We start from the raw sequence: 21,007 nt of genomic DNA on the forward strand, positions 1-21,007 counted from the left end.
GCACAGGCCCGACGGGCAGTCGGGCGGGGAGCGCCGCACGCTGCACCAGGTCGCGCAGCCAGACGAGGTCGTGGTGCACGAGCCGGATGCCTGCGCCGGCTGCGGCATGGACCTGTCGGCGGATCATCAGCCGGCCGCCGCGCGACCTGACGGGCAGCCCCGGGTCAGCTCCCGGACCTCAGCGAGCAGGTGTTGAGCAGCGCCGGGTCGGTGGCGCCGTCGCCGGCCGGGCGCGGCACGGTCGTGCTCGCCGGCGGCCTCTCGCGATCCTCGACCCAGGCGGTGAGGGCGTCGAAGGCGGTCCGGAAGCAGGGCAGCATCGGCCGCAGGCGCTGCGGGTCGATGCCGACCAGGCTGTCGACATGGTTGCCGCCCTCGATCCGGTAGTACCGGTGCAGCCGGTCGCGGTGCTGGTCGGCGACCATCCGGGCGTAGACGTCGCTGTCGGTGCTGATCGGCAGCAGGGTGTCCAGGGTCCCGTGCAGGGTCAGCAACGGCTTCTTGATCTTGCCGGTCAGACTAATTCGGGCCAGTGCGTCGTGCACCTCCTGCGAAGCCGGGTCGGCGAACCACGCGTCGTAGGCCGCGTCGCTCGCGCACGGCGCCAGGATCTCGGCCAGCGTCGTACCCGCCGTCGCCCCTGGGCAGGCCGGGTCGTACGCCGGGTCGAACTCGGCCCGGTAGATCTTCTGCGTCAGCCCCCAGTACACCTGCTGGTGGTAGGGCCACAGCGACTCCGAGCCGCGGGCGAAGCCGGCGGCGTACATGTCCTCGGCGTCGGCCTGACCCAGGGTGTAGCGCACCGCCGTGGGCAGGTAGGTGAACAGGTTGGGACCGTCGGGGGTGAAGAGGGTGCCCTCCCAGTCGACGCCGCCGTCGTAAAGCTCCGGGCGGTTCTCCAACTGCCAGCGCACCAGGTAGCCGCCGTTGCTGATGCCGGCCACGTAAGTGCGATCCGGCGCGGAGCCGTAGCGCTCCCTCAGGGCGCTCTGGGCCGCGACGGCCAGCTGGGTGACCCGGTCGTGCCACTCGGCGACGGCGTCGGCGGGCTGCTCGCCGTCGCGGTAGAAGTCCGGGCTGTTGTTGCCCTTGTCCGTCGACGCGAAGGCGAAGCCCTGGGCAAGGACGAAGTCCGACATCAGGAAGTCGTTGGCGTACTGCTTGCGGTTGCCCGGTGCGCCGGTGACCACCAGGCCGCCGTTCCAGTCGTCGGGGATGCGCAGCACGAACTGGCTGTCGTGGTTCCACCCGTGGGTGGTGTTGAACGTCGAGCTGTCCGAAAAGTAGCCGTCGACCTGCAGCCCCGGCACACCGCTGGGGTTGGCCGTGCCGGGCGCGTGGAGGGACAGCCAGTCCGCTTGGTCGGTGTACTGCCCCGCGGGTGCCTGGAGGAGCCCGGCGGTGGTGATGTCCGGCAGGCAGGCGGTGACGGCCAGCTCGGCGCCCGGGACGTGCACCGTGTCGTCGGAGGTGCACTGGCGGCTCACCGGACCGTCGCCGGGCCCGGGGTCGCCGGGGTGCGCGGCCACCGGTCCGGCCGGCAGCACGAGTGCCACGGCGGTGCCGAGGGTGAGGAACAGGGTGGTACGGCGGCGCAGGCGCATCAGGACTCCCTCGGCGGACGGGCCACGCGATCGTGGCGAACGTCACGCCCAGGGGCAAGTCCGCGGTCTCCCGGGTGGACCCCCGCTGCGGCTCACCGCTCATCGGATCCTTCGCGCCTCCTAGTGGACGCCCTACGTCTGGCTGACGTTGTCCGGCCAGTCCGTGGCGGGGTGTGTATCTAGCGGCCCACTGTGGGACATCGCGACTCGCGTTGCGGCCAGCCCGCTGCTCAGCCGATCGAGGTGACGCTGAGAGCTGTGTCCTACAGCCGTGGTGCTTACGTCACGGGTAGCGGCACCGAGGGCGTGCCGAGGCTGCCCGAAAAGCCGAACTGCAAGGCGGCATCGCGGTCGGCGATGAACCGCTGAGTCACCTTGGCGTGAGGGACCATGCGGTCGAATCCGTGGTGGGCGGCTCGGTAGACGTGCAGCTCTGTGGGGACGCCTGCCCGCATGAGGCGCTGGGCGTAGTCGATGTCCTCATCGACGAACAGGTCGAGCTCTCCGGTCAACACGGTCGCCGGGGGAACTCCGGCAAGGTTCTCCATGCGGGTCGGCGCGGCGTAGGGAGACACGTCCTCCGTGCCGTACGTGTCGCCGAGGTAACCGCGCCAGCCGATCTCGTTGCTCGTGCGGTTCCACACCTGGGGGTCGGTGACCAGATGGCTGAACGGCGTGGAGTTCGTGTCGTCGAGCATGGGATAAATGAGCAGTTGGTGGGCGACGGTGAACTCGCCGCGGTCGCGGACGAGCAGCGCGAGGCCGGCGGTGGAGCCCCCACCGGAGCTGTGCCCGCCGATCACGATCCGGCTCGGGTCGATCCCCAGCTCATCGGCGTTGGAGACGACCCAGGCCAGGCCCGCGTAGCAGTCTTCGGCTGGTGCTGGGAACGGATGCTCGGGCGCCCTTCGCCAGTCGACCGAGACGACGACGCACTCGTGGGTGTCGACGATCTCCTGGCAGAACTGGTCGTCCATGTCCGGAGCGGTCAGGACGTAGCCGCCGCCCTGCGTCCAGTAGAGGCAGGGCAGCGGCCCCGAGGCGGCGGTGACGGGACGGAACACGCGGACCATGACGTCGGGGTTGCCGTCGCGTCCGGGTGCCATGTGGTCCGAGTGGCTGACGCGCGGGTTGGGACCGCCGGTGTTGATCTGCGCGTAGAGCTCCGCGAGCGAGGCTCGGGCGGCCGGGATGTCGGTGAGGTCGAGCGCGGGGATCTGCTCGACGACGACCCGTAGCTCTGGGTCGAGACGGTCCATGATCGGCACGCGTGCCTCCTGGTCCCCATCCAGTCACATCGAAGGGTGGGCGACGCTACTCCCGGTCGGCATCGCCCGGAAGCCGCCGGTACGGCGATCTCGTCCCGCATGTCCCGAGGTGCCGCACATGCACATCAGGGCGCCACGAGCTGTCCCTGAGGCCGCCCTCACGGACACAGCCGGCCAGTCATCCGGTGCGCATGTCGTGGACCGGCGAACTCGGCACCCAGGTGGCCCCAAACCGCGGTCAGTCCGCGGTCAGTCCGCAGCGAGTCCGCAGAACGACCGTGCGGGCCAGATCGGCGCCATCCACTGCCAACATTGAATTCGCAGGTCAGGGCGCTGTTGGGATCCGTCATCACTGGTCAGCAGGCCATCGCCCGCTGTCTGCCCGACCTGGTCGGCTTCCTGATGGCCACCGGGCTGCGCATCGGCGAGGCCTGCGGCCTGTCCTGGAACGCCGTGGACCTCGAGGCGGGAACGATCGAGGTGCGGGCCGCCGCCGTGCGGGTCCGCGGGCACGGCCTGGTCGTCAAGTCGACCAAGACCGACGCCGGCGCCCGCACCTTGGTGCTCCCGCGCTGGTGCACGCGATGCTGCGCGACCGAGCCGACCACGCCGATGCGATGGGCGCCGATCGCCCACATCGGCCGGTGTTCCCCGCCCCGCTGGGGGCTGGCGCGATCCCTCCAACACCCAGGCCGACCTGCGCGACGCCTTCGCCGGCGCCGGCTTCGACTCGCCGCACCATCCCCCGGCGACCGCGGCCGAGCTCCTTGACCGTAGCTGGCCGCTTGACCACAATTGAGGTCATGTCGACGCAGTCGCTGGCGGCGGTCAAGGCGCACTTCAGCCAGGTGATCGACGAGGTCGCCGGCACGCACGAACGCGTCACCGTCACCAGGAACGGCAGCCCGGTCGCGGTCATCCTCGCCGTCGAGGACTACGAGTCCCTGGTGGAGACCCTGGAGATCCTCTCCGATCCCCGAGCACGCTCGGACATCAGGCAGGCCGAGGAAGCGATGGCCGCCGGTGAGGTCTACGGCGAGGTCGAGGTGCGTGCCGCACTCGCGGCCCGCCGGCGGTGACCGGCCCTCGTCGCCACACCGTCGTCCTCTCGGCAGCGGCCAAGCGTGCCATCGAGCGCGACCTCCCCGAGTCGGTGGCTGTCGCGGTCGTCGACTTCCTCTTCGGGCCGCTGGCTGCGGACCCGTACCGCGTCGGGAAGCCGCTGCGCTTCGATCTCGAGGGCTACTGGTCCGCGCGGCGGGGCCAGTACCGCGTCGTCTACTCGATCCACGGCGACGAGGTCCTCGTCAGAGTCGTGCGCATCTCGCACCGCGCCGACGTCTACGGCTGACCGGTACCTCCGTGCCGGCACAGGCAGTGCGGAAGCGCTGTGCCTCTCCTCGGACACAGCAAGGAGGCCCGTGACCGGTGCCCCCTCGGGTGCAGCCCAACCGAGCGAGGAAGCCCGCTCCCACAGACGACTGAGCCGGCGCTCGACACAAGCGAAGCGCAGCCCTTACCCGACGGACCCCCGCCCTCCGGGGCTCCCCGCGTGGTCCTCCAGTCGCTCCTCGGCGCCACGGCGCCCCCTGCCGAGGCCGCGCGGACGATCGAGCTCTCCAGCGAGTCCGTCCGGTGCTCCAGCCGCGGGCTGACCGACCGCGGCCGGAGCCGGTGCTCGACGAGCTGATCCGGCACGCGATGGCGGCCGGGACCGTCGAGCCGTCCGCCGTGACGCCCCGGCTGCGCGGGTCGTGTCGGCTCTGCCGGTGGACCGAGAACTGACCTCGGATCCCGGCAGTGCCCCGTGATCGGCACGGTGACCGGGCGGACCTCCGTGCTGTCGGTCCGCATGCCGACCTCGTGCGCGGTGCTGCCGGTCATGGTCGCGTCTGCCGTGATCACCGTTCACGGTTGCGTTCTCCGAGAGCCGCTGCCGCGGCCACCGCCGCGGCGAGCCCCAGGACGACCCGGACCTGATGCCAGCGGACCCATGTCCGCAACAGGTCCCGGGTCTCCGCGTCGCTGAGTGACCCGTCGGTGAACCGGTGGTTGGCCGGCTCGTTCACGGTCAGGGTGATCGCGAGGACGCCCCCTGTGGCCACCGCGGCGGCGAGCGAGGAGGGGCCCTGCTGGCGGCGACCCACCAGGTGGATCACCGCTGAGGCCGCACTGGACACGCCGGCTCCGGCGCCGAGCGGGATCATCAGCTCCCGGATGCGCTCGGCGTGCGCTGTGAACCACTGGCGGAACTCGGCTGGCGGGGTCGCGCGCCAGAACGGCACGAGCACGACCTGGATGAGGAGCATGCCGCCCGCGAGCAGGCCGGTGAGCACTGCCGATACCAACGCGAGCGGCCGCCTCCAGCGGGCGACTCCTCGGGTGCGCTGCTGCTCCATGAGGTTGCTCCCTTCGGGGGCGTCGGTCGGGTGGGCTCGGTGGCGTCCGGCCCGCTGCGGTGGACCTCGACCACGGCCATCCCCTCCGGTCTGCGCCGGCTCGCGCCGGTCGGCGGTGTCGACTACAGCGGTGAGGGCTGTCCGAGGTCTGCTGTCGACCTGTCATCGACGGAGGGTGGACGGCCCGAGGGGGCCGACGTACCCAGGCGCTGGGTCACGACGTCGTCGAGCGTCGCGGCGGCGGCCTGTCGGACAGCGTCCTCGGCACGCGGCCCCAGCCGCGCACGGAGCGTCTCGGCCAGCCGCCCGGTCAGTTCCTGCTCCACCGGCGAGTCCGGGATCCCGCGAGCTCGCCGATCGGTCGCGGCCACCTCGAGCAGCAGCAACGCGCCGGAGTCGTCGCCCGCCGCCGCGCGGGCAGCCGCCAGCGCCTCGGCGGCGTGGCAGAGAGCCCCGCGGTGGTCGATCGCGGCCGCAACCCGCATGGCCTGCTCGGCCAGGTCGGCGGCGGTCACGGTCGTTCCCCCGGCGAGCTCCGCGCGAGCCAGGAGCGTCAACGCGGCGGCTTCTCCTTCCCGGTAACCGATCCGCCGACAGGCCCTCAGCGCCTCCTCGGCCGCGCGAACGGCCACCGGGGCGTCCCCCGAGTGGAGGGCGTCGCGCGCTCGCTGGGTCAGGGCGAGCCCCTCCAGATGGGCGTCCCCGCTCCGCCGAGCAGCGGCCAGGGCGGTCGCGGCCCGGTCGCTCGCGTCGGCGTCGTGGCGGTCCAGGGCGGTGCGTGCCCGCAGGATCACCGCGACGTCCCGGCGCCACGTGTCGCTCTCAGCGGCCAGTCGATCGATCGCCTCGTCGTGCGCGGCCGCCGCGCCGTCCAGGTCGCCGAGTGCCCACAGGGCGACGCCGAGCGTGATGAGCGCGTCCCCGGTCCCGCGGTCGTCGCCGACCGACCGGCTGAGGTCCGCGGCCTCGGCGCACGCGTCACGCGCCTGGACGAGTCGGCCCAGTGGAGCCGCGACCAGGCCGACGCCGAGCAGGACGCGGGAGCGGACCCGGGGATCTCCGATCGGGGTCCGCTCGGCGCGGTCGAGCCAGGCGCGGGCTTCGGCGAGCTGCCCCTCCAGCGTCCAGAACCACGCCAGCGCCCCGACCAGCCGGGCGCCCAGCTCGGGTGCGTTGCCGTCCAGGCACCACCGCAGGGCGGCCCGGAGATCAGGTGCCACTTCCCGCAGCAGGGCGAGCCAGGGCTGCTGGGCGTCGGTTCGCACCTGCCGGTCGCCGGCCTCCGCCATCGCGACGTGGTGTTCCGCGTGGCGCCGGTGCACGTCGGATGCATCGCCCCTCCTCGCCAGCATCTCGCCGGCGTAGGCGCGGATCGAGTCGAGCAACCGGTAGCGGTCAGGACCGGCGCGGGCGACCAGCGATTGGCGCAGGAGGGAGGCGAGGAGCCGGAAGTGCCCGGTGCCGGTCGATCCGGGCTCGCCACCCGCCACTGCCGCCGTGGCGTCGACGTCGAAGGTCCCGGCGAACACCGCGAGGTCGGTGAGGAGTGCGCGCTCGTCTGCCGTGAGCAGGTCGACACTGGAGGAGATCGCTGCCCGCAACGTCCGCTGACGGGCGACCACGTCTCGGGTCTCCGACACCAGCAGGGCGAATCGGTCGTCCAGTCGTTGCAGGATCCCCGCCGGGCTGACCACGTCGGCGTGCGCTGCCGCCAGCTCGATCGCCAGGGGCAGTCCGTCCAGGACCCGGCAGATGGCGGCGACGTCCGCCGCGTTCGCGTCGCTGATCCGGAAGTCCGGCTGCACCGCCGCCGCGCGCTGCGCGAACAACTCGACGGACGCCGCTCGGCCGATCTGCTCGGTGGACACGTCGTCGGCCGCGGGTGGCAGCGTCAGTGGCGGCACGGGCCAGACGACCTCCCCCGTGACCCCGAGCGGACGACGGCTGGTGGCGAGCTGACGCACCTGCGGGCAGCCGTGCAGCACCGCCGCGGCGAGGGTGGCCGCACCGCCCACCACGTGCTCGCAGGTGTCGAGGACGAGCACCCCCGGCTGGTCACCGAGGTGCGCGACCACGGCCTGCACCACGTCGCTGCCGGGGGCCGTGGGAGTTCCGGTGGCGGCGGCGACGACACTCGCGACGGCCGCAGCGTCGTGTGCCCCGCTGAGATCGGCGAACCACTCGGGACCACGGGAGGGTCCCCGGCCGAGGACCGCCAGCGCCAACCGGGTCTTGCCGGTGCCGCCGGGACCGGTGAGCGTCAACAACCCCGCTTCGTCGAACGCCGAGGACACCGCGGTGATCTCTGCGTCCCGACCGACCAGCGAGGTGACGGCACGGGGCCTGTGGACGCGGTGTCCGGTCCCCTCCCGCGGCTCTGGGCCAGCACTGTCCGGGCGCGCCGTGGGCGTGCGCTCCGGCACGTCGGCTCCGACGAACGGTCTGGCCGCCAAGGCCGGGTCCTGGACGAGGATGCGGCGCTCGAGATCCAGGACGGTCGGGCTGGGATCGAGGCCCAGTTCGTCGGCCAGGGTCCGGCGCAGCGCCGCTGCGGCGGCCAGGGCGTCGCTCTGACGCCCGCTCCGGTACAGCGCCACCATCAGGGAACTCGTCAGGTTCTCCCGGAGCGGGTACGTCCGGGCCAGCGCCTGCGCCGCGGGAACGGCCTCCTGATGGCGCCCCAGCTCCAGCAGGCAGCTCAGGCGCTGCTCCTGCGCCTGCAGGTGCAGCTCCTCCAGCTCGGTGACGTAGGGCGTCGCCCAGGGCAGGTCGGCGGCATCGGCGAGCGGGTCCCCACGCCACAGGCTCAGCGCCTGGTCGAGCGCGGCGAGGGTCCGGACCGGCTCGTCACCGGCTCGGCGGACCAGTCGGCTGAACCGCGCACAGTCCACGGCCGCCGCCTGCACGTCCAGGACGTAGCCCCCCGACGTCGTGTGCAGCGGGAGCTCCTCCTGCGCTCCGAGCGTCCGGCGGAGGTAGGACACCATCCGGTGCACCGCGTTGGCGGCGTCGGCGGGCGGGCAGCCGTTCCACGTGCGGTCGGCCAGCAACGACCCCGACACGGGCTCCCCGGGGTGCAGCAGGAGGTAGGTCAGCAGCACGCGGGGATGACCGCGGCGGACCGCCACGGTCTTCTCGCCGGCCCGTACCCGGAGCGGGCCGAGGACCGAGAAGTCCACGGGCCGCAGCCTAGCCAGCCGGCCCGCCCGACAGGGCCGTCGGAACAGCGCGGCGGACGTCGGGAGGGCACGGCCTCGTGACAGACCGCGCCAGGTCCGCGACAGCCGCGGGGCAGGGCTCGTCGGTGCACTGTCCCCACCGCCCGACGGCGGCCGGCCCCCGAGGACGAGGCCGGAGTCAGCCACTGCACGAGGAGACAGCGATGAACGACACCGCCGCCGGTCCGACCTCCGGTCCCAGCCCCAAGGTCGCCGTCATCTACTACTCGGCCACCGGGAACGTGCACGCGTTGGCCGAAGCGGTCCGAGAGGGTGCCGAGAAGGCCGGCGGTGAGGTCCGGGTCCGCAAGGTCGCCGAACTGGCGCCGGAGGAGGCGATCCGCAGGAACGAGGCGTGGGCTGCCCACGTACGGGCGACCGAGGACGTGACGCAGGCGTCGAAGGACGACCTGCTCTGGGCCGACGCCGTGATCTTCGGGACCCCGACCCGGTACGGACTGCCGGCGGCGCAGCTGAAGCAGTTCCTCGACACCACCGGGGGCCTGTGGGAGCAGGGGCTGCTCGCGGACAAGGTGTACGCCGCGTTCACCAGCAGCGCCACCAGGCACGGTGGCCAGGAGTCGACCCTGCTGGCCCTCTCGAACACCTTCTACCACTGGGGCGGCTACATCGTGCCGCCCGGATACACCGACCCGGTCCAGTTCGAGGCAGGGAATCCCTACGGTGTCGGCCACGTCAGCGACGACGGGGCGACGCCGGTCGGTGACGTCGAGAGCTCGGCAGCCGCCTACCTGGGCCGGCGGGTCACGACCGTCACCAAGCGGTTGCTCGCGGGAGCTGCAGCAGCCTGACGGACGGCGGCGGGCGGTTCGACCCACGCCCGCCGCCCCGAGGTCACCGCCCTCGTCACGGACACCCGACAGGACCACTGGAGTCGACCGTGAACACCTACGACCCCGCGGACCACGTCCGCTACGTCACCATGGACCGGGAGCTCAACCCCTTCGCAGCGGCCGGGCGAACCGAGCAGCGGCTGCCGAGCGGGTACGCGAACGCGTCACCAGCCACCCGGCTGAGGATCCGCACCGCCGCGCGCACGGGCTCCGACCTGCCCCGTCGGCCGATGCCGGTCGCTGCCTGCTGACCGAGCCGAGGCGCGCCGGGTCCATCCCGACAGCCTCGGGCGGGCCTCGTCCGCTGGCGCGCAGGCACCTGAACGAGGGGCGTCACCCCGGGCCGTCGCCCCCGGCGTCCTGCGCTGGGACGCCCCGCCGCAGCTGCTCGGGTGACCGAGCGGACCTGGCGCGACTCCGCCGGGAGGACAGGATCGTGACAGGTCCATCGGCTGCACTGGGGGCGTGCGCCCGACAGCACCGCTCCCCTCCCGCGGAACTGGAGTCGCCATGCCGTCCCACGTCGACGTCGCCGCATTCCTGACCACCGCCTCGACGCTGAGGCGGCTCGGCGCGTACGAGATCACCGACGACCCCGAACGCGTGGACGTCGACGTCGTCCACGCGTTCCTGTCCGGCGAGTCGTACTGGCGCAGGGGTGTCACGAGGGAACGGGTCGCACGGTCGGTGCGGATGTCGCTGCCGCTCTCGGTGCACCTGGCCACGGCGACACCGACCATGGTCGGCTTCGCCCGCGTCGTCACCGACACCGCGACACACGCCTGGCTCGACGACCTCTTCGTCCTCCGCGAACACCGCCGCCGCGGGATCGCCGGCGCACTGGTGGAGGCAGCCCTGGCTCATCCCGCCGTCGCCGACGCTTCTCTCCAGTTGCTGCTGACCGCCGATGCGCAGGCGCTGTACGCACGGCACGGCTTCCAGCCGTTCCCCGACCCGGGCGCCCTGATGGCACGGCACCCGCACGCCGCTCGCATCGCCTGAAGCAGCGACGGGTCGTCGGTTCGTCGAGCAGCAGCAGCCCGGCCTGCGACTCGGGCGAGCCGAGGCGGGTGCAGCCCCGCCGCGCGAGGACGCCTGCCTCCGCCGACGACTGACTCCCCACCCGATCGCACCTCCTGCGCGGTGCCGATCCGGCTCGAGGACCTGCCGGCGTCGTTGCCGCGCCGAACGCGGGCCGCCGCCGAGGCGCGGCGGACCATCGAGCTCCACAGCCAGGCCGTCCGCTGCTCCAGCCGCTGGCTGACACACCGCGTGCGCGCCGTGTGGACCTCGAGCGCCGGTGAGGCGGACGAGCCGTCGGGGTAGGGATCCGGCACACCCCTCCCCCAGGAGGCCGCCGTGAGTCGCCGACACCGCCTGCTCCGCTCCACGATCGCAGCGGCCGCGGCCGTCGCGGCCGGCGTGCTGACCCGATCGATGGTGAAGGCCGTCAGCGCTCCCGAGGACGGGACCGCCGGCCCCTCCTCGGGTCCTCGTACGGGTGATCCTGACTGACCGAGCGGCATGGTCCGCCGGTCGACGGGGGAAGACAGCACGGGTGGAGGACGACTGGAGGTCCCTGCTGGCGGACCTACCGCTCGAGCAGCGGCTGAAGGCGCTGGCCGTGTACGAGCTGGCGAGGGACCGAGCGATGGGACAGCCGCTCGAGACGGCGGCAGCCACCCTGCGCGCCGCAGTTGCCGCTGAGGGACTGGACACGGGTCACGAGTGGATCCCCGCGGCCGCAGCCCGCATCAGCGCCGACACGGGCCGTGACCACGCGAGCCGGCTGACCGCCCGTGCCGCAGGCCGTTCGAGGTCGGCTCGTCATGGACGAGGAGCAGCCCGTCGACCTCACCGGCACACGGTCCCGCAGCCGCAGGACCCGCACCGACCGCCGATCCGCGGTCCTCGCCGGGCAACGGCAATGGGTGCGCCTCCGTGGTCAGTGGAGGCCTCCGGCCGCCTTCTTCCCCGCCTTGTCCTTCGACTCGCCCTTCGCCTTGCGCCCGCCCTTCCTGCCCTTCTCCCCAGCCTGGTCCCGCGCCCTCTTGCGCGCCTTCTTCCCTGCCTTCTTCCCGGCCTTCTCCCTGCCGTGCGCAGCTGCACCGGCGGCGGCCCCGACCGTTCCCGCAGGGGATCCGGACGCGGCGGCCTGCGACTCCTCGCCCGCGGCACTCGGGACGCCGCCCTCGACGTCGACCGACCCCGGTGATGTCGGCACGCCGTCGGCCCGGGTGAGCATGGTCCTGAACCCGGTGCCCGCCCGGAAGACGGGGACCACGGACGCGCCCACCCTGATCGCCTCCCCGGTCCGTGGGTTGCGACCGAGACGTGGCGCGCGCTCGCGACGGTCGAAGGTCCCGAACCCGCTCAACGACACGCGCTCACCGCGGGCGACGCTGCCCTCGATCTCCTCCAGCACTCCGTTGACGGCAGCCACGGCCGTCGTGCGGTCCCCGCCGAGCCGCTCGGTGATCCGGGCGATGAGGTCGGACTTGTTCACACGCGCTCTACTTCCGTCTCGGAGCAGTCAGGGTCAGCCCGGCGCAGCGCACAGCGCGTACCCCCGGGCGCCTGTGGACGACCGTTCCGGGGGCGTCGCAGTGGGCGCGGTTCGACGCGGCACCCGAGCCCGGACGGGACCGGGCCTCGAGTCGGTGCCTCAGGGACAGCACGCAGAGATGGAAGGCGTCCCGTACGGGTGCCCGGTGTCAGGCGTGCCGTCGGGCGCCGCATGCCGGTGGGGCAGTTCGTCGTCCGCTGTCTGCTGCGAGTGGGGTCGTGCTGTTCACCGGCCGAGCAGCCAGTGGCGGAACTCCTCTTCCAGGCGGCCCATCTCGGCGTCGTACTCGGGCGTGTGGACGAGGCCGCGGCGGCGCTCGGCGTCCCACGCCTCGAGCGGGCGGAACTGCTTGGGCAGCTTGCGGACGCGGCTGTACGGGGTGCCGGAGTCGGTCATCCGCGCATCGTGCTCCCGAAGCGGAGGCTGCGGAAGGCACGCCCGCGTCGACGCCCGGCAGGCGGACGGCCTGCGACCTCCGACGGATCCCTCGTGCCCTGCCCCCGCGGCCGGCGCCGGCGGCCGCGCGCCGGCCCGTGGCCATGACGCCGCGTGACCTGCCGCGCCAGGCCGGTGACCCGGCTGCCGGTGTGCCGACGGGCTGTTCCCCGCGCTGCCCTTGCCCTGCCGCCCGCAGCGCAGGATGCTGCCCGCATCCGCTGCCGGGGCAGGTGGCGTCGTCCGCTCCCGCTCCGGTCCAGGTACGAGGCGTCCGCGCCCAGGCCCCAGGAGGAGCCGGTGACAGCCACCCAGAGCCACACGAGCAGGACCGGCGACAAGTTGTCGGGCCGCGTGGCCTTCGTGACCGGCGGCACGCGGGGGATCGGCGCGGCGATCTGCCGCAGCCTGGCCGCCCAGGGCGCCGACGTCGCGGCCGGCTACAGCGGCAACACCGAGCGCGCCGAGATGTTCGCGCAGGACTTCACCGGGGCCTATCCGGGCAGCCACGTGAGCGTGCACCGCGGCGACATCGCCAACCCGGACGACTGCCGGCGCACGGTCGGCGAGGTGATCGAGCAGCACGGCCGGCTGGACATCCTGGTCAACAACGCGGGCATCACCGCGGACCGCACGGTGCTGAAGATGACCGACGACGACTGGCGCCGGGTCATCGACGTCAACCTGTCGGGTGCCTTCTCCCTCTCGCAGGCCGCCCTCCGGCACATGCTCGAGCGCGGCAGCGGGCGCATCGTGATGATCTCCTCCGTCATCGGGGAGACCGGCGGCATCGGCCAGTCGAACTACGCCGCGGCGAAGGCCGGCCTGCTCGGGCTGACCAAGACGCTGGCCCGCGAGGCCGCGATGCAGGTGCAGCGCTCGGGCGGGTCCGACGGGGTGGGCGTCACCGTGAACGCCGTGACGCCGGGCTACACCGCCACGGAGATGCTCGACAGCGTGCCCGAGAAGGTGCTCGACGGGCTCAAGGCGAAGATCCCGGTCGGCCGGCTCGGCCAGCCCGAGGAGGTCGCCCGGGTCGTGCACTTCCTGGCCGCGGACGCCTCCGGGTACATCACCGGGCAGGTCTGGGGGGTCAACGGCGGCCTGGACATGTAGCCGCGGGCGTCGTCCACCCACCGCCGAGGAGAGGTACCCGCGTGTTCGAGCGCATCGCCGTCGTCAACCGAGGAGAGCCCGCGCTGCGGCTCGTCCGCGCGGTGCGGGAGCTCGACGCCGAGCACGGCACGCGGACCCGGGTGATCGCGCTGCACACCGAGGCCGAGCGCCGGGCGACGTTCGTCCGGGCCGCCGACGAGGCGGTGCAGCTGGCCGAGACCGGCGGGGTGAACCCCTACCTCGACCACACGGAGCTGGGCCGGGCGTTGCGGGTCAGCCGTGCCGACGCCGCCTGGGTCGGCTGGGGCTTCGTCGCCGAGGACCCCGCCTTCGCCGAGCTGTGCGCCGGACTCGGCGTGACGTTCGTGGGGCCGCCGCCGGAGGCGATGCGGCTGCTGGGCGCCAAGATCGAGGCGAAGGTCCTCGCGGAGAAGGTGGGGGTGCCGGTCGCAGCGTGGAGCCGGGGGCCGGTGGAGGACCCGGAGGACGGCCGGCGGCACGCCGAGGTCATCGGCTACCCGCTGATCGTCAAGGCGCGCAGCGGCGGCGGGGGCCGGGGGATCCGCGTCGTCCGCTCCCCCGGCGAGCTCGAGGAGGCCCTGGAGCGCACGCGGGGGGAGGCCCTGCGCAGCTTCGGCGACCCCGTCGTCTTCATGGAGCGGCTGGTCGAGGGCGGCCGGCACGTCGAGGTCCAGGTGATCGCCGACCAGCACGGCACCGTCTGGGCGCCCGGGGTGCGCGACTGCTCGGTGCAGCGGCGCAACCAGAAGGTGATCGAGGAGTCCAGCTCGCCGGCGCTCGACCCGGAGCAGGACGCCGCGCTGCGCGAGTCCGCGATCGCCCTGGTGCGCGCCGCCGGGTACGTCGGCGCCGGCACGGTCGAGTTCCTGTACCAGCCGCAGGAGCGGCTCACGACCTTCCTGGAGGTCAACACCCGGTTGCAGGTGGAGCACCCGGTCACCGAGGCGACCACCGGCCTGGACCTGGTGAAGCTGCAGCTGCACGTGGCCGCCGGCGGCCGGCTCGAGGGCGACCCCCCGCCCGCCACCGGGCACGCCGTCGAGGCGCGGCTGACCGCCGAGGACGCCGAGCAGGGGTTCGCGCCCGCACCCGGACGCGTCGAGCTGCTGCGGCTGCCGACCGGGCCCGGCATCCGGGTGGACACCGGGCTGGGCGTCGGCGACGTCGTCCCGCCGCAGTACGACTCGATGATCGCCAAGGTCATCGCGTGGGGCCGCGACCGCCCCGAGGCGCTCGCCCGGCTGAGCTGCGCGCTGCGGGAGACCACCGTGGTGCTGCGCGGCGGCACGACGACGAAGTCCTTCCTGCTCGACCTGCTCGAGCGCCCGGAGGTGGTCGAGGGCACCGCCGACACCGGGTGGCTCGACCGCGCCGGCGCCATCGGCGGCGACCGGGCCGACGCCACCGCGTGGGTGGCGCTGGTGCAGGTCGCGGTCGACCTGGCCGCGGCCGAGGAGGCGGGCGAGCGGCTGGCGTTCCTCGTCTCGGCGCGGGGCGGCCGGCCGCGGGCGCCGCACGAGGTCGGCCGCACCGTCGAGCTGGGCATGCGGGGGCAGGTCCACCGGCTGACCGTCGCCACGGTCGGCCGCGACCGGTACCGCGTCGGTCTCGACGGCCGGGTCGTGGACGTCGAGGTCGACCGGCTCGGCCCGCTGGAGACGCGGTTGACCGCGGCCGGTCGGCGGTACGCGGTGGTCGGCGTCGAGGCGCCCGGGTCGACGCTGGTGGAGGTCGACGGCGCGACGCACCGGGTGGGCCGCGACGTCGGCGGGGTGGTGCGCGCACCCGCGCCGGCCGTGGTGGTCGCCGTCCGCGCTCAGCCGGGCGACGAGGTCGAGGCCGGCCAGCCGGTCGTCGTCCTGGAGAGCATGAAGATGGAGACGGCGGTGCGGGCGCCGTTCGCCGGCCGGGTCCGCGAGGTGCGGGCCGTGGTGAACAGCCAGGTCGATGCCGGGGCGCCGCTGCTGCTGCTCGACCGGACCGGGGGCGACGCCGAGGAGTCCGTGGGCGAGCGGGTGACCCTGCCCGGCGGCGACGAGGAGCCCGACGGCGACCCCCGCGCGCGGGCGCTGTCCCTGCTGGCCGAGCTGCGCGCACTGGTCACCGGCTACGACGTCGACGCCGGGCACGCCCGGCGGCTGGTCACCGACCACGCCGCCGCCCGGGCCGAGCTCCCCGCCGACGACGCGCAGCTGCTGTCGGCCGAGCTCGACGTCCTGGTCACCTTCGCCGACCTCGCCGAGCTCTCGCGCAACCGGCCGGCCAGCGAGGAGGAGGAGGCCGACACGCAGGTCCACAGCCCGCGCGAGCACTTCCACTCCTACCTGCACTCCCTCGACGTCGAGCGCGAGGGACTGCCGGAGACCTTCCGCGCGCGGCTGCGCCGAGCGCTGGCGCACTACGGCGTCCAGGACCTCGAACCGGGCCCGGCGCTGGAGGAGGCGGTGCACCGGGTCTTCCTCGCCCAGCAGCGCACCGCCGAGCAGCTGCCCGCCGTCTCCGCGCTGCTCGACCGCTGGCTGACGGCCGACCTGCCGACCGGCGGGCCGCTGCGCGCGGCGGTGGCGGAGGTCCTCGACCGGCTGGTGCTGGCGACCCAGCTCCGCTACCCGGCCGTGGGCGACCTGGCCCGGGCCGTCCGGTTCCGCCACTTCGAGGAGCCGGTCGTCCGGGCGGCCCGGCAGGAGGTCGTCGACCGGGCGGCCCGGCTGCTCCAGGAGCTCGACGAGGCGGGCGCGCGCGGCGACGCCTCGGAGAGCATCGGGCGGATGGAGGCGCTGGTCGCCAGCCCCGAGCCGCTGGTCCGGCTGCTGACGCAACGCTTCGACCGCCCGACGTCCGTTCCCGACCCGGTGCTCGAGGTGCTCACCCGTCGCTACTACCGCAGCCGCAGCCTGGAGGACGTGCGCCCGACCCTGCTCGACGGGGACACCTGCGTCACCGCGGAGTACGCCCTGGGCGCCGACCGGCTGCACCTGCTGGCCCTGATGACGCGCGCGGCGCGGCTGCCGCAGGCGCTCGCCGCGGTGGCCGGGGTGCTGGCCACCGACGCCGACCCGGCGCACACGGTGGTGGACCTCTACGTGGACTGGCCCGACCGCCCGGCCGATCCCGACGCGCTGTCGGAGCACGTGCGCGGCATGCTGTCCGCCGTCCCGGCGCTGGCGGCCGGCCGCCGCGTCACCGTCACCGCGTGCACGCCCGACGGCGAGGTCGAGACGCTGACCTTCCGCCCGGACGAGGAGGGCCGGCCGGCCGAGGCCCGGCTGCTGCGCGGCCTGCACCCGCTCACCGCCCGGCGGCTGGACCTGTGGCGGCTGGAGGCGTTCGACGCCGAGCGGGTGCCCTCGCCGGAGGACACCCACCTGCTGCACGTCACGGCGAAGGACCACCCCAACGACGAGCGGTTCATCGCGCTGGCCGAGGTGCGCGACCTGACGCCGGTGCGCGACGAGCGGGGCGAGGTGGTGGGCTTCCCGACGATCGAGCGCCAGCTGCTGTCCTGCCTGGACGGCCTGCGGCGGGCGCAGTCGCTGCGGCGGTCCCGGCGGCCGCTGGAGCACAACCGCATCCACCTCTACGCGTGGCCCTCGATCGAGGTGCCGCTGGCGGAGGTGGCGGAGTTCGCGCGCACCGCGGCGCCGCTGACCCTCGGCGCGGGCCTCGACCAGGTCGTGCTGCTCGCCCGGCTGCAGGAGGAGGGCGGCGGCCCGCCGCGCGACGTGGCGCTGCGCTTCGCCAACCGCCCGGGGACCGGGGTGCGCATGGCGGTCACCGACCGGCCGACGACGCCGCTGCGCCCCCTCGACGACTACACGGAGAAGGTGCTCAGCGCCCGCGCCCGCGGCTACCCCTACCCCTACGAGCTGGCCCCGCTGCTGGCCGGGCCCGGGGGCTCGTTCGTCGAGCACGACCTCGGCGACGACGGCCGGCTGGTGCCCGTGCAGCGCCCGCCGGGGCAGAACCGGGCGGGCATCGTCGTCGGCCTGGTCACCACCCCGACGCAGCGCTACCCGGAGGGGATGACCCGGGTCGCGCTCTTCGGCGACCCGACCAAGGCGCTGGGCACCGTCGCCGAGCCCGAGTGCGCGCGGGTGGTCGCCGCCCTCGACCTCGCCGAGGAGCGGGGGATCCCGGTCGAGTGGTTCGCGCTCTCGTCGGGTGCCCGCATCTCGATGGACAGCGGCACCGAGAACATGGACTGGGTCTCCCGCGCGCTGCGCCGGATCATCACGTTCACCCAGGCCGGCGGGGAGGTCAACGTCGTCGTCACGGGCATCAACGTCGGCGCGCAGCCGTACTGGAACGCCGAGGCCACGATGCTCATGCACACCCGGGGCATCCTGGTGATGACGCCGGACAGCGCGATGGTGCTGACCGGCAAGCACTCCCTCGACTACTCCGGTGGCGTCTCCGCGGAGGACAACTTCGGCATCGGCGGCCACGACCGGGTCATGGGGCCCAACGGGCAGGCGCAGTACTGGGCGCCCGACCTCACCGGCGCACTGGACGTCCTGGCCCGGCACTACGACCACACCTACCGCGCGCCGGGCGAGCGCTGGCCGCGGCCGGCCGGGACGTCGGACCCGCGCGACCGCGACGTCCGGTCCTTCCCGCACCAGCACCCGGACAGCGAGTTCACCACCGTCGGCGACGTCTTCTCCGCGGAGGTCAATCCCGAGCGGAAGAAGGCCTTCGACATCCGTACGGTGATGCGCGCGGTGACCGACCAGGACCACCCGGTGCTGGAGCGGTGGGCCGGCATGGCCGACGCCGACACCGCCGTCGTCCTCGACGCCCACCTCGGCGGGCACCCGGTGTGCCTGCTGGGCGTGGAGTCCCGGCCGATCCCGCGACGCGGCAGCCTGCCGGCCGACGGGCCCGACCAGTGGACGGCGGGCACGCTGTTCCCGCGCTCGTCGGCGAAGACCGCCCGGGCGATCAACGCCGCCAGCGGCAACCGGCCGCTGGTCGTGCTGGCCAACCTGTCGGGCTTCGACGGGTCACCGGAGTCGCTGCGCAAGCTGCAGCTGGAGTACGGCGCGGAGATCGGCCGGGCCATCACCAACTTCGACGGCCCGATCGTCTTCTGCGTGGTGTCCCGCTACCACGGCGGTGCGTTCGTGGTCTTCTCCGGCGCCCTCAACGAGCAGATGGAGGTCCTCGCCGTCGAGGGCTCGTACGCCTCGGTGATCGGCGGCGCCCCGGCGGCGGCCGTCGTCTTCTCCCGCGAGGTGGACCGGCGGACCGCCGCCGACCCGCGGGTGAAGGAGATCGAGGCCGCCCTCGGCTCGGCCGACGCCGTCGAGCAGGCGCACCTGCGGGCGCGGCTGGCCGGCGTCCGCAGCGCCGTCCGCTCGGAGAAGCTGGGCGAGGTGGCCGCCGAGTTCGAGGCCGTCCACGACATCGAGCGCGCCCGCCGAGTGGGCTCGGTGCACGACATCGTGTCCGCCGCCGAGCTGCGGCCCCGCCTCATCACCGCCGTCGAGCGGGGGATGGACCGCGCCGGAGCCACCTGACCGACCCGACTGGAGGACCGCCCGTGAACGCCTTCGTCCTGAACCGGCACGGCCGCATGGTGTTCCCTTCGAACATCATGCCCGAGCTCGACTTCTCCACCCTGGAGACGCTCGAGCAACTCGACAGCGTCATCCGCCGGGACTTCGAGACCAAGGCGCCCAGCGGCACCGAGATCCTCGACAAGGTGCGCACCGGCTCCTACGCCACCCGCTACGACCTCATGCGCGACCTGGCGCTGAACCTGTTCTGGGCCAACCGCTTCTCGATCACCATGTACGACAAGCGGCCGACCCGCTGGGGCGACGTCCCCCGGTCCCGCGGTGACGTGTTCCTGCCGGTGCTCGAGCCCTGGGAGGACGGCGAGGCCAAGGTCAGCGGCGTCCAGCAGGCCTACCCGCAGCTGCCGGCGCGGTGGAACGAGGGCTGCGAGGACCGCATCTTCGACGTCCTGTTCGACGTCTTCGCCAACCGGCGGCACCACGCGTCGACCCTGCCGGCGCTCAAGCCGACCGTCGCGGAGTTCCTGGAGCAGCCGGGCAACCTCACCTTCCGGCTGCTGGACTACGACCCGGACTACCCGGTCTACGACTACACCGACATCCTCGACGTCTCCGAGGACGTGCCGGAGCTCGAGGCGCTGCACCGCTGGGCGATGGTGCTGCACAACCAGTACCCCTGGGAGCGGTCGAGGGTGGAGCTGGCCGAGGCCGGCGACCTCAGGGACGACGACCACGTCGTCGCGTTCCACCCACGGGACAGGGAGGTGCGGGCCTTCCTGCGCCGGCTGCACGCGGGTGCCCGGAACCGGCACGCACCCGCGCCGCGGGAGTCCCGGCCGCCGGTCCGGCCGTACCCGGAGCTCGACGTGCGCCGCCGCTTCTCGGTGCTGCCGCGGATCGAGGCGCTGGCCGCGGTGCACGGCGACCAGGTGTGCGGCAACGAGGACCTGATCCGCAACACCGCCTACAACTGGTCGCCGATGAGCGCCGAGGAGATCGCGGCCAAGACCGGCATCGAGCAGCGCGAGTACAGCTCCCTCCCGCTGGAGGAGCTCGCCCTGCAGGCCGCCGAGGCGGCGCTGGAGAAGTCCGGTCGGCGACCGGAGGAGATCGGCGCCGTCCTGGTCTGCACCTGCACCAGCTCCCGGCTCATCCCGTCGCTGGCCACCTACCTCTGCGGCCAACTCGGGATGCACCAGGTCTACGCCGCTTACGACGTCATCGCCGCCTGCGCCGGCATGCCCTACGGCGTCGCGGACGCCGTGCGGATGCTGCAGGAGGTCGAGCGGCCGGTCCTCGTGGTCTGCGTCGAGAAGTTCTCGGACAAGATCGGCAACGTCCGCACCTCGCGGATGATCTTCGGGGACGGCGCGGCGGCGCTGGTCATCGGCCCGGCGCCCGAGGGCGCCGACAGCGACATCGACTACATGAAGACCTACGCCAGCGGCCCGGCCAGCGAGGTCAACTCGATCCTCTGGCCCAACCCCGAGTTCGACAACAACATCACGGTGTTCGGCCCGCAGGTGAAGGCGCTGGCCGGCCGCTACCTCGCCCAGATGATCGACGAGCTCGGGGCACTGCCCGCACCGGGCGGCCGGGACGGGTCGCTCATGGACGCGATCGACCTGATCGTGCCGCACCAGGCGAACAAGACGATGGTGATCCAGCTGGCCGAACGAGCGGGGCTGACCGCCGACCAGCTGTACTTCAACATCGAGAAGGTCGGCAACACCTCCTCGGCGAGCATCCCGCTGGCCATCCACGACGCCGTGCGCGACGGCGTGATCACCGAGCCGGTGCGGGTCTTCGCGCCGGGCTTCGGCGCGGGCGCCGTCGCCGGGTACGCGGTGATGCGCGTCGACCCGGCGGTGGTGGCCGTGTCGACGTCGTCGGCGCCGGCCCCGTCCGACGGTGCGGCCTCCGTACGGGCGACGACGTCGGCGTCCGAGGACGTGCGCGAGGCGTTCGGCTGACTCGAGGAGCACGCGTCGGGCGTCACGGGGACGC

At 73.6% G+C, this 21,007-nt stretch carries 15 protein-coding genes; 9 read left to right on the forward strand and 6 right to left on the reverse strand.

Going from position 1 to position 21,007, the window contains the following annotated elements; genetic code table 11:
* Positions 1–164: 164 nt before the first annotated feature.
* Both BM414_RS19275 and BM414_RS19280 read right to left on the reverse strand, forming a co-directional pair.
* Positions 165–1,604: a tannase/feruloyl esterase family alpha/beta hydrolase gene (locus BM414_RS19275; RefSeq protein ID WP_093582015.1), complete on the reverse strand. Its 1,440-nt coding sequence runs from the start codon at positions 1,602–1,604 to the stop codon at positions 165–167.
* Between the two features lie 278 nt (positions 1,605–1,882).
* Positions 1,883–2,863, reverse strand: a complete 981-nt coding sequence (locus BM414_RS19280; RefSeq protein WP_245784844.1) for an alpha/beta hydrolase — start codon at positions 2,861–2,863, stop codon at positions 1,883–1,885.
* Positions 2,864–3,184: 321 nt separating this feature from the next.
* Here BM414_RS19280 and BM414_RS19285 point away from each other — a divergent pair, with 321 nt between their 5' ends.
* From BM414_RS19285 to BM414_RS19295, 3 genes are read left to right on the forward strand one after another with little or no spacing between them, the layout of a single operon-like run.
* Positions 3,185–3,643 (forward strand): tyrosine-type recombinase/integrase, encoded by a 459-nt coding sequence (locus BM414_RS19285; protein ID WP_281246763.1) that lies wholly within the window; start codon positions 3,185–3,187, stop codon positions 3,641–3,643.
* A gap of 32 nt (positions 3,644–3,675) precedes the next feature.
* Positions 3,676–3,951 carry a type II toxin-antitoxin system Phd/YefM family antitoxin gene (locus tag BM414_RS19290; RefSeq protein ID WP_093582021.1) on the forward strand — a complete coding sequence of 92 codons (276 nt, stop codon included), beginning with the start codon at positions 3,676–3,678 and terminating at the stop codon, positions 3,949–3,951.
* Positions 3,948–4,223 (forward strand): type II toxin-antitoxin system RelE family toxin, encoded by a 276-nt coding sequence (locus BM414_RS19295; protein WP_093582023.1) that lies wholly within the window; start codon positions 3,948–3,950, stop codon positions 4,221–4,223. The genes BM414_RS19290 and BM414_RS19295 overlap by 4 nt, the downstream gene beginning before the upstream one ends.
* Before the next feature lie 550 nt (positions 4,224–4,773).
* Here the strand turns inward: BM414_RS19295 and BM414_RS19300 are convergent.
* Positions 4,774–5,271: an anthrone oxygenase family protein gene (locus BM414_RS19300; protein WP_093582025.1), complete on the reverse strand. Its 498-nt coding sequence runs from the start codon at positions 5,269–5,271 to the stop codon at positions 4,774–4,776.
* Between the two features lie 122 nt (positions 5,272–5,393).
* The gene (locus tag BM414_RS19305) at positions 5,394–8,450 is read right to left on the reverse strand and encodes an AfsR/SARP family transcriptional regulator (protein WP_139245954.1); all 3,057 of its coding nucleotides are present in this window, start codon (positions 8,448–8,450) and stop codon (positions 5,394–5,396) included.
* A gap of 203 nt (positions 8,451–8,653) precedes the next feature.
* On the opposite strand from BM414_RS19305, the gene wrbA reads away from it, so the two are divergent.
* The 3 genes from wrbA to BM414_RS19320 all read left to right on the forward strand — a co-directional run bounded on the left by wrbA (position 8,654) and on the right by BM414_RS19320 (position 10,345).
* Complete coding sequence (gene wrbA, locus BM414_RS19310) at positions 8,654–9,301, forward strand: NAD(P)H:quinone oxidoreductase (protein ID WP_093582029.1); 648 nt, start codon at positions 8,654–8,656, stop codon at positions 9,299–9,301.
* A gap of 89 nt (positions 9,302–9,390) precedes the next feature.
* A complete protein-coding gene (locus BM414_RS19315; RefSeq protein WP_093582031.1) occupies positions 9,391–9,594 on the forward strand; it encodes a hypothetical protein in 204 nt (67 codons plus the stop codon).
* Positions 9,595–9,853: 259 nt separating this feature from the next.
* Positions 9,854–10,345: a GNAT family N-acetyltransferase gene (locus BM414_RS19320; RefSeq protein ID WP_093582033.1), complete on the forward strand. Its 492-nt coding sequence runs from the start codon at positions 9,854–9,856 to the stop codon at positions 10,343–10,345.
* A gap of 943 nt (positions 10,346–11,288) precedes the next feature.
* Here BM414_RS19320 and BM414_RS31450 read toward each other — a convergent pair.
* Both BM414_RS31450 and BM414_RS29545 read right to left on the reverse strand, forming a co-directional pair.
* Positions 11,289–11,849, reverse strand: a complete 561-nt coding sequence (locus tag BM414_RS31450) for an HU family DNA-binding protein (RefSeq protein WP_093582037.1) — start codon at positions 11,847–11,849, stop codon at positions 11,289–11,291.
* A gap of 285 nt (positions 11,850–12,134) precedes the next feature.
* The gene (locus BM414_RS29545; protein WP_175551692.1) at positions 12,135–12,305 is read right to left on the reverse strand and encodes a hypothetical protein; all 171 of its coding nucleotides are present in this window, start codon (positions 12,303–12,305) and stop codon (positions 12,135–12,137) included.
* Between the two features lie 339 nt (positions 12,306–12,644).
* Here BM414_RS29545 and BM414_RS19335 point away from each other — a divergent pair, with 339 nt between their 5' ends.
* From BM414_RS19335 to BM414_RS19345, 3 genes are read left to right on the forward strand one after another with little or no spacing between them, the layout of a single operon-like run.
* Positions 12,645–13,460, forward strand: a complete 816-nt coding sequence (locus tag BM414_RS19335) for a 3-oxoacyl-ACP reductase family protein (protein WP_093582038.1) — start codon at positions 12,645–12,647, stop codon at positions 13,458–13,460.
* Between the two features lie 41 nt (positions 13,461–13,501).
* The gene (locus BM414_RS19340) at positions 13,502–19,000 is read left to right on the forward strand and encodes an ATP-binding protein (protein WP_093582040.1); all 5,499 of its coding nucleotides are present in this window, start codon (positions 13,502–13,504) and stop codon (positions 18,998–19,000) included.
* Between the two features lie 23 nt (positions 19,001–19,023).
* Entirely contained in the window at positions 19,024–20,973 is a 1,950-nt protein-coding gene (locus BM414_RS19345; RefSeq protein ID WP_093582042.1) for a 3-oxoacyl-ACP synthase III family protein, read from the forward strand.
* Positions 20,974–21,007 lie beyond the last annotated feature (34 nt).

The organism is Geodermatophilus amargosae, assembly GCF_900116515.1.
Classification (GTDB): domain Bacteria; phylum Actinomycetota; class Actinomycetes; order Mycobacteriales; family Geodermatophilaceae; genus Geodermatophilus; species Geodermatophilus amargosae.

Excerpts from the sequence above, each read along its gene's own strand:
- wrbA (WP_093582029.1), top strand. The coding sequence starts at position 8,654 with ATGAACGACACCGCCGCCGGTCCGACCTCCGGTCCCAGCCCCAAGGTC.
- BM414_RS19275 (WP_093582015.1), bottom strand. The coding sequence starts at position 1,604 with ATGCGCCTGCGCCGCCGTACCACCCTGTTCCTCACCCTCGGCACCGCC.
- BM414_RS19300 (WP_093582025.1), bottom strand. The coding sequence starts at position 5,271 with ATGGAGCAGCAGCGCACCCGAGGAGTCGCCCGCTGGAGGCGGCCGCTC.
- BM414_RS19290 (WP_093582021.1), top strand. The coding sequence starts at position 3,676 with ATGTCGACGCAGTCGCTGGCGGCGGTCAAGGCGCACTTCAGCCAGGTG.
- BM414_RS19320 (WP_093582033.1), top strand. The coding sequence starts at position 9,854 with ATGCCGTCCCACGTCGACGTCGCCGCATTCCTGACCACCGCCTCGACG.
- BM414_RS19280 (WP_245784844.1), bottom strand. The coding sequence starts at position 2,863 with ATGGACCGTCTCGACCCAGAGCTACGGGTCGTCGTCGAGCAGATCCCC.
- BM414_RS29545 (WP_175551692.1), bottom strand. The coding sequence starts at position 12,305 with ATGACCGACTCCGGCACCCCGTACAGCCGCGTCCGCAAGCTGCCCAAG.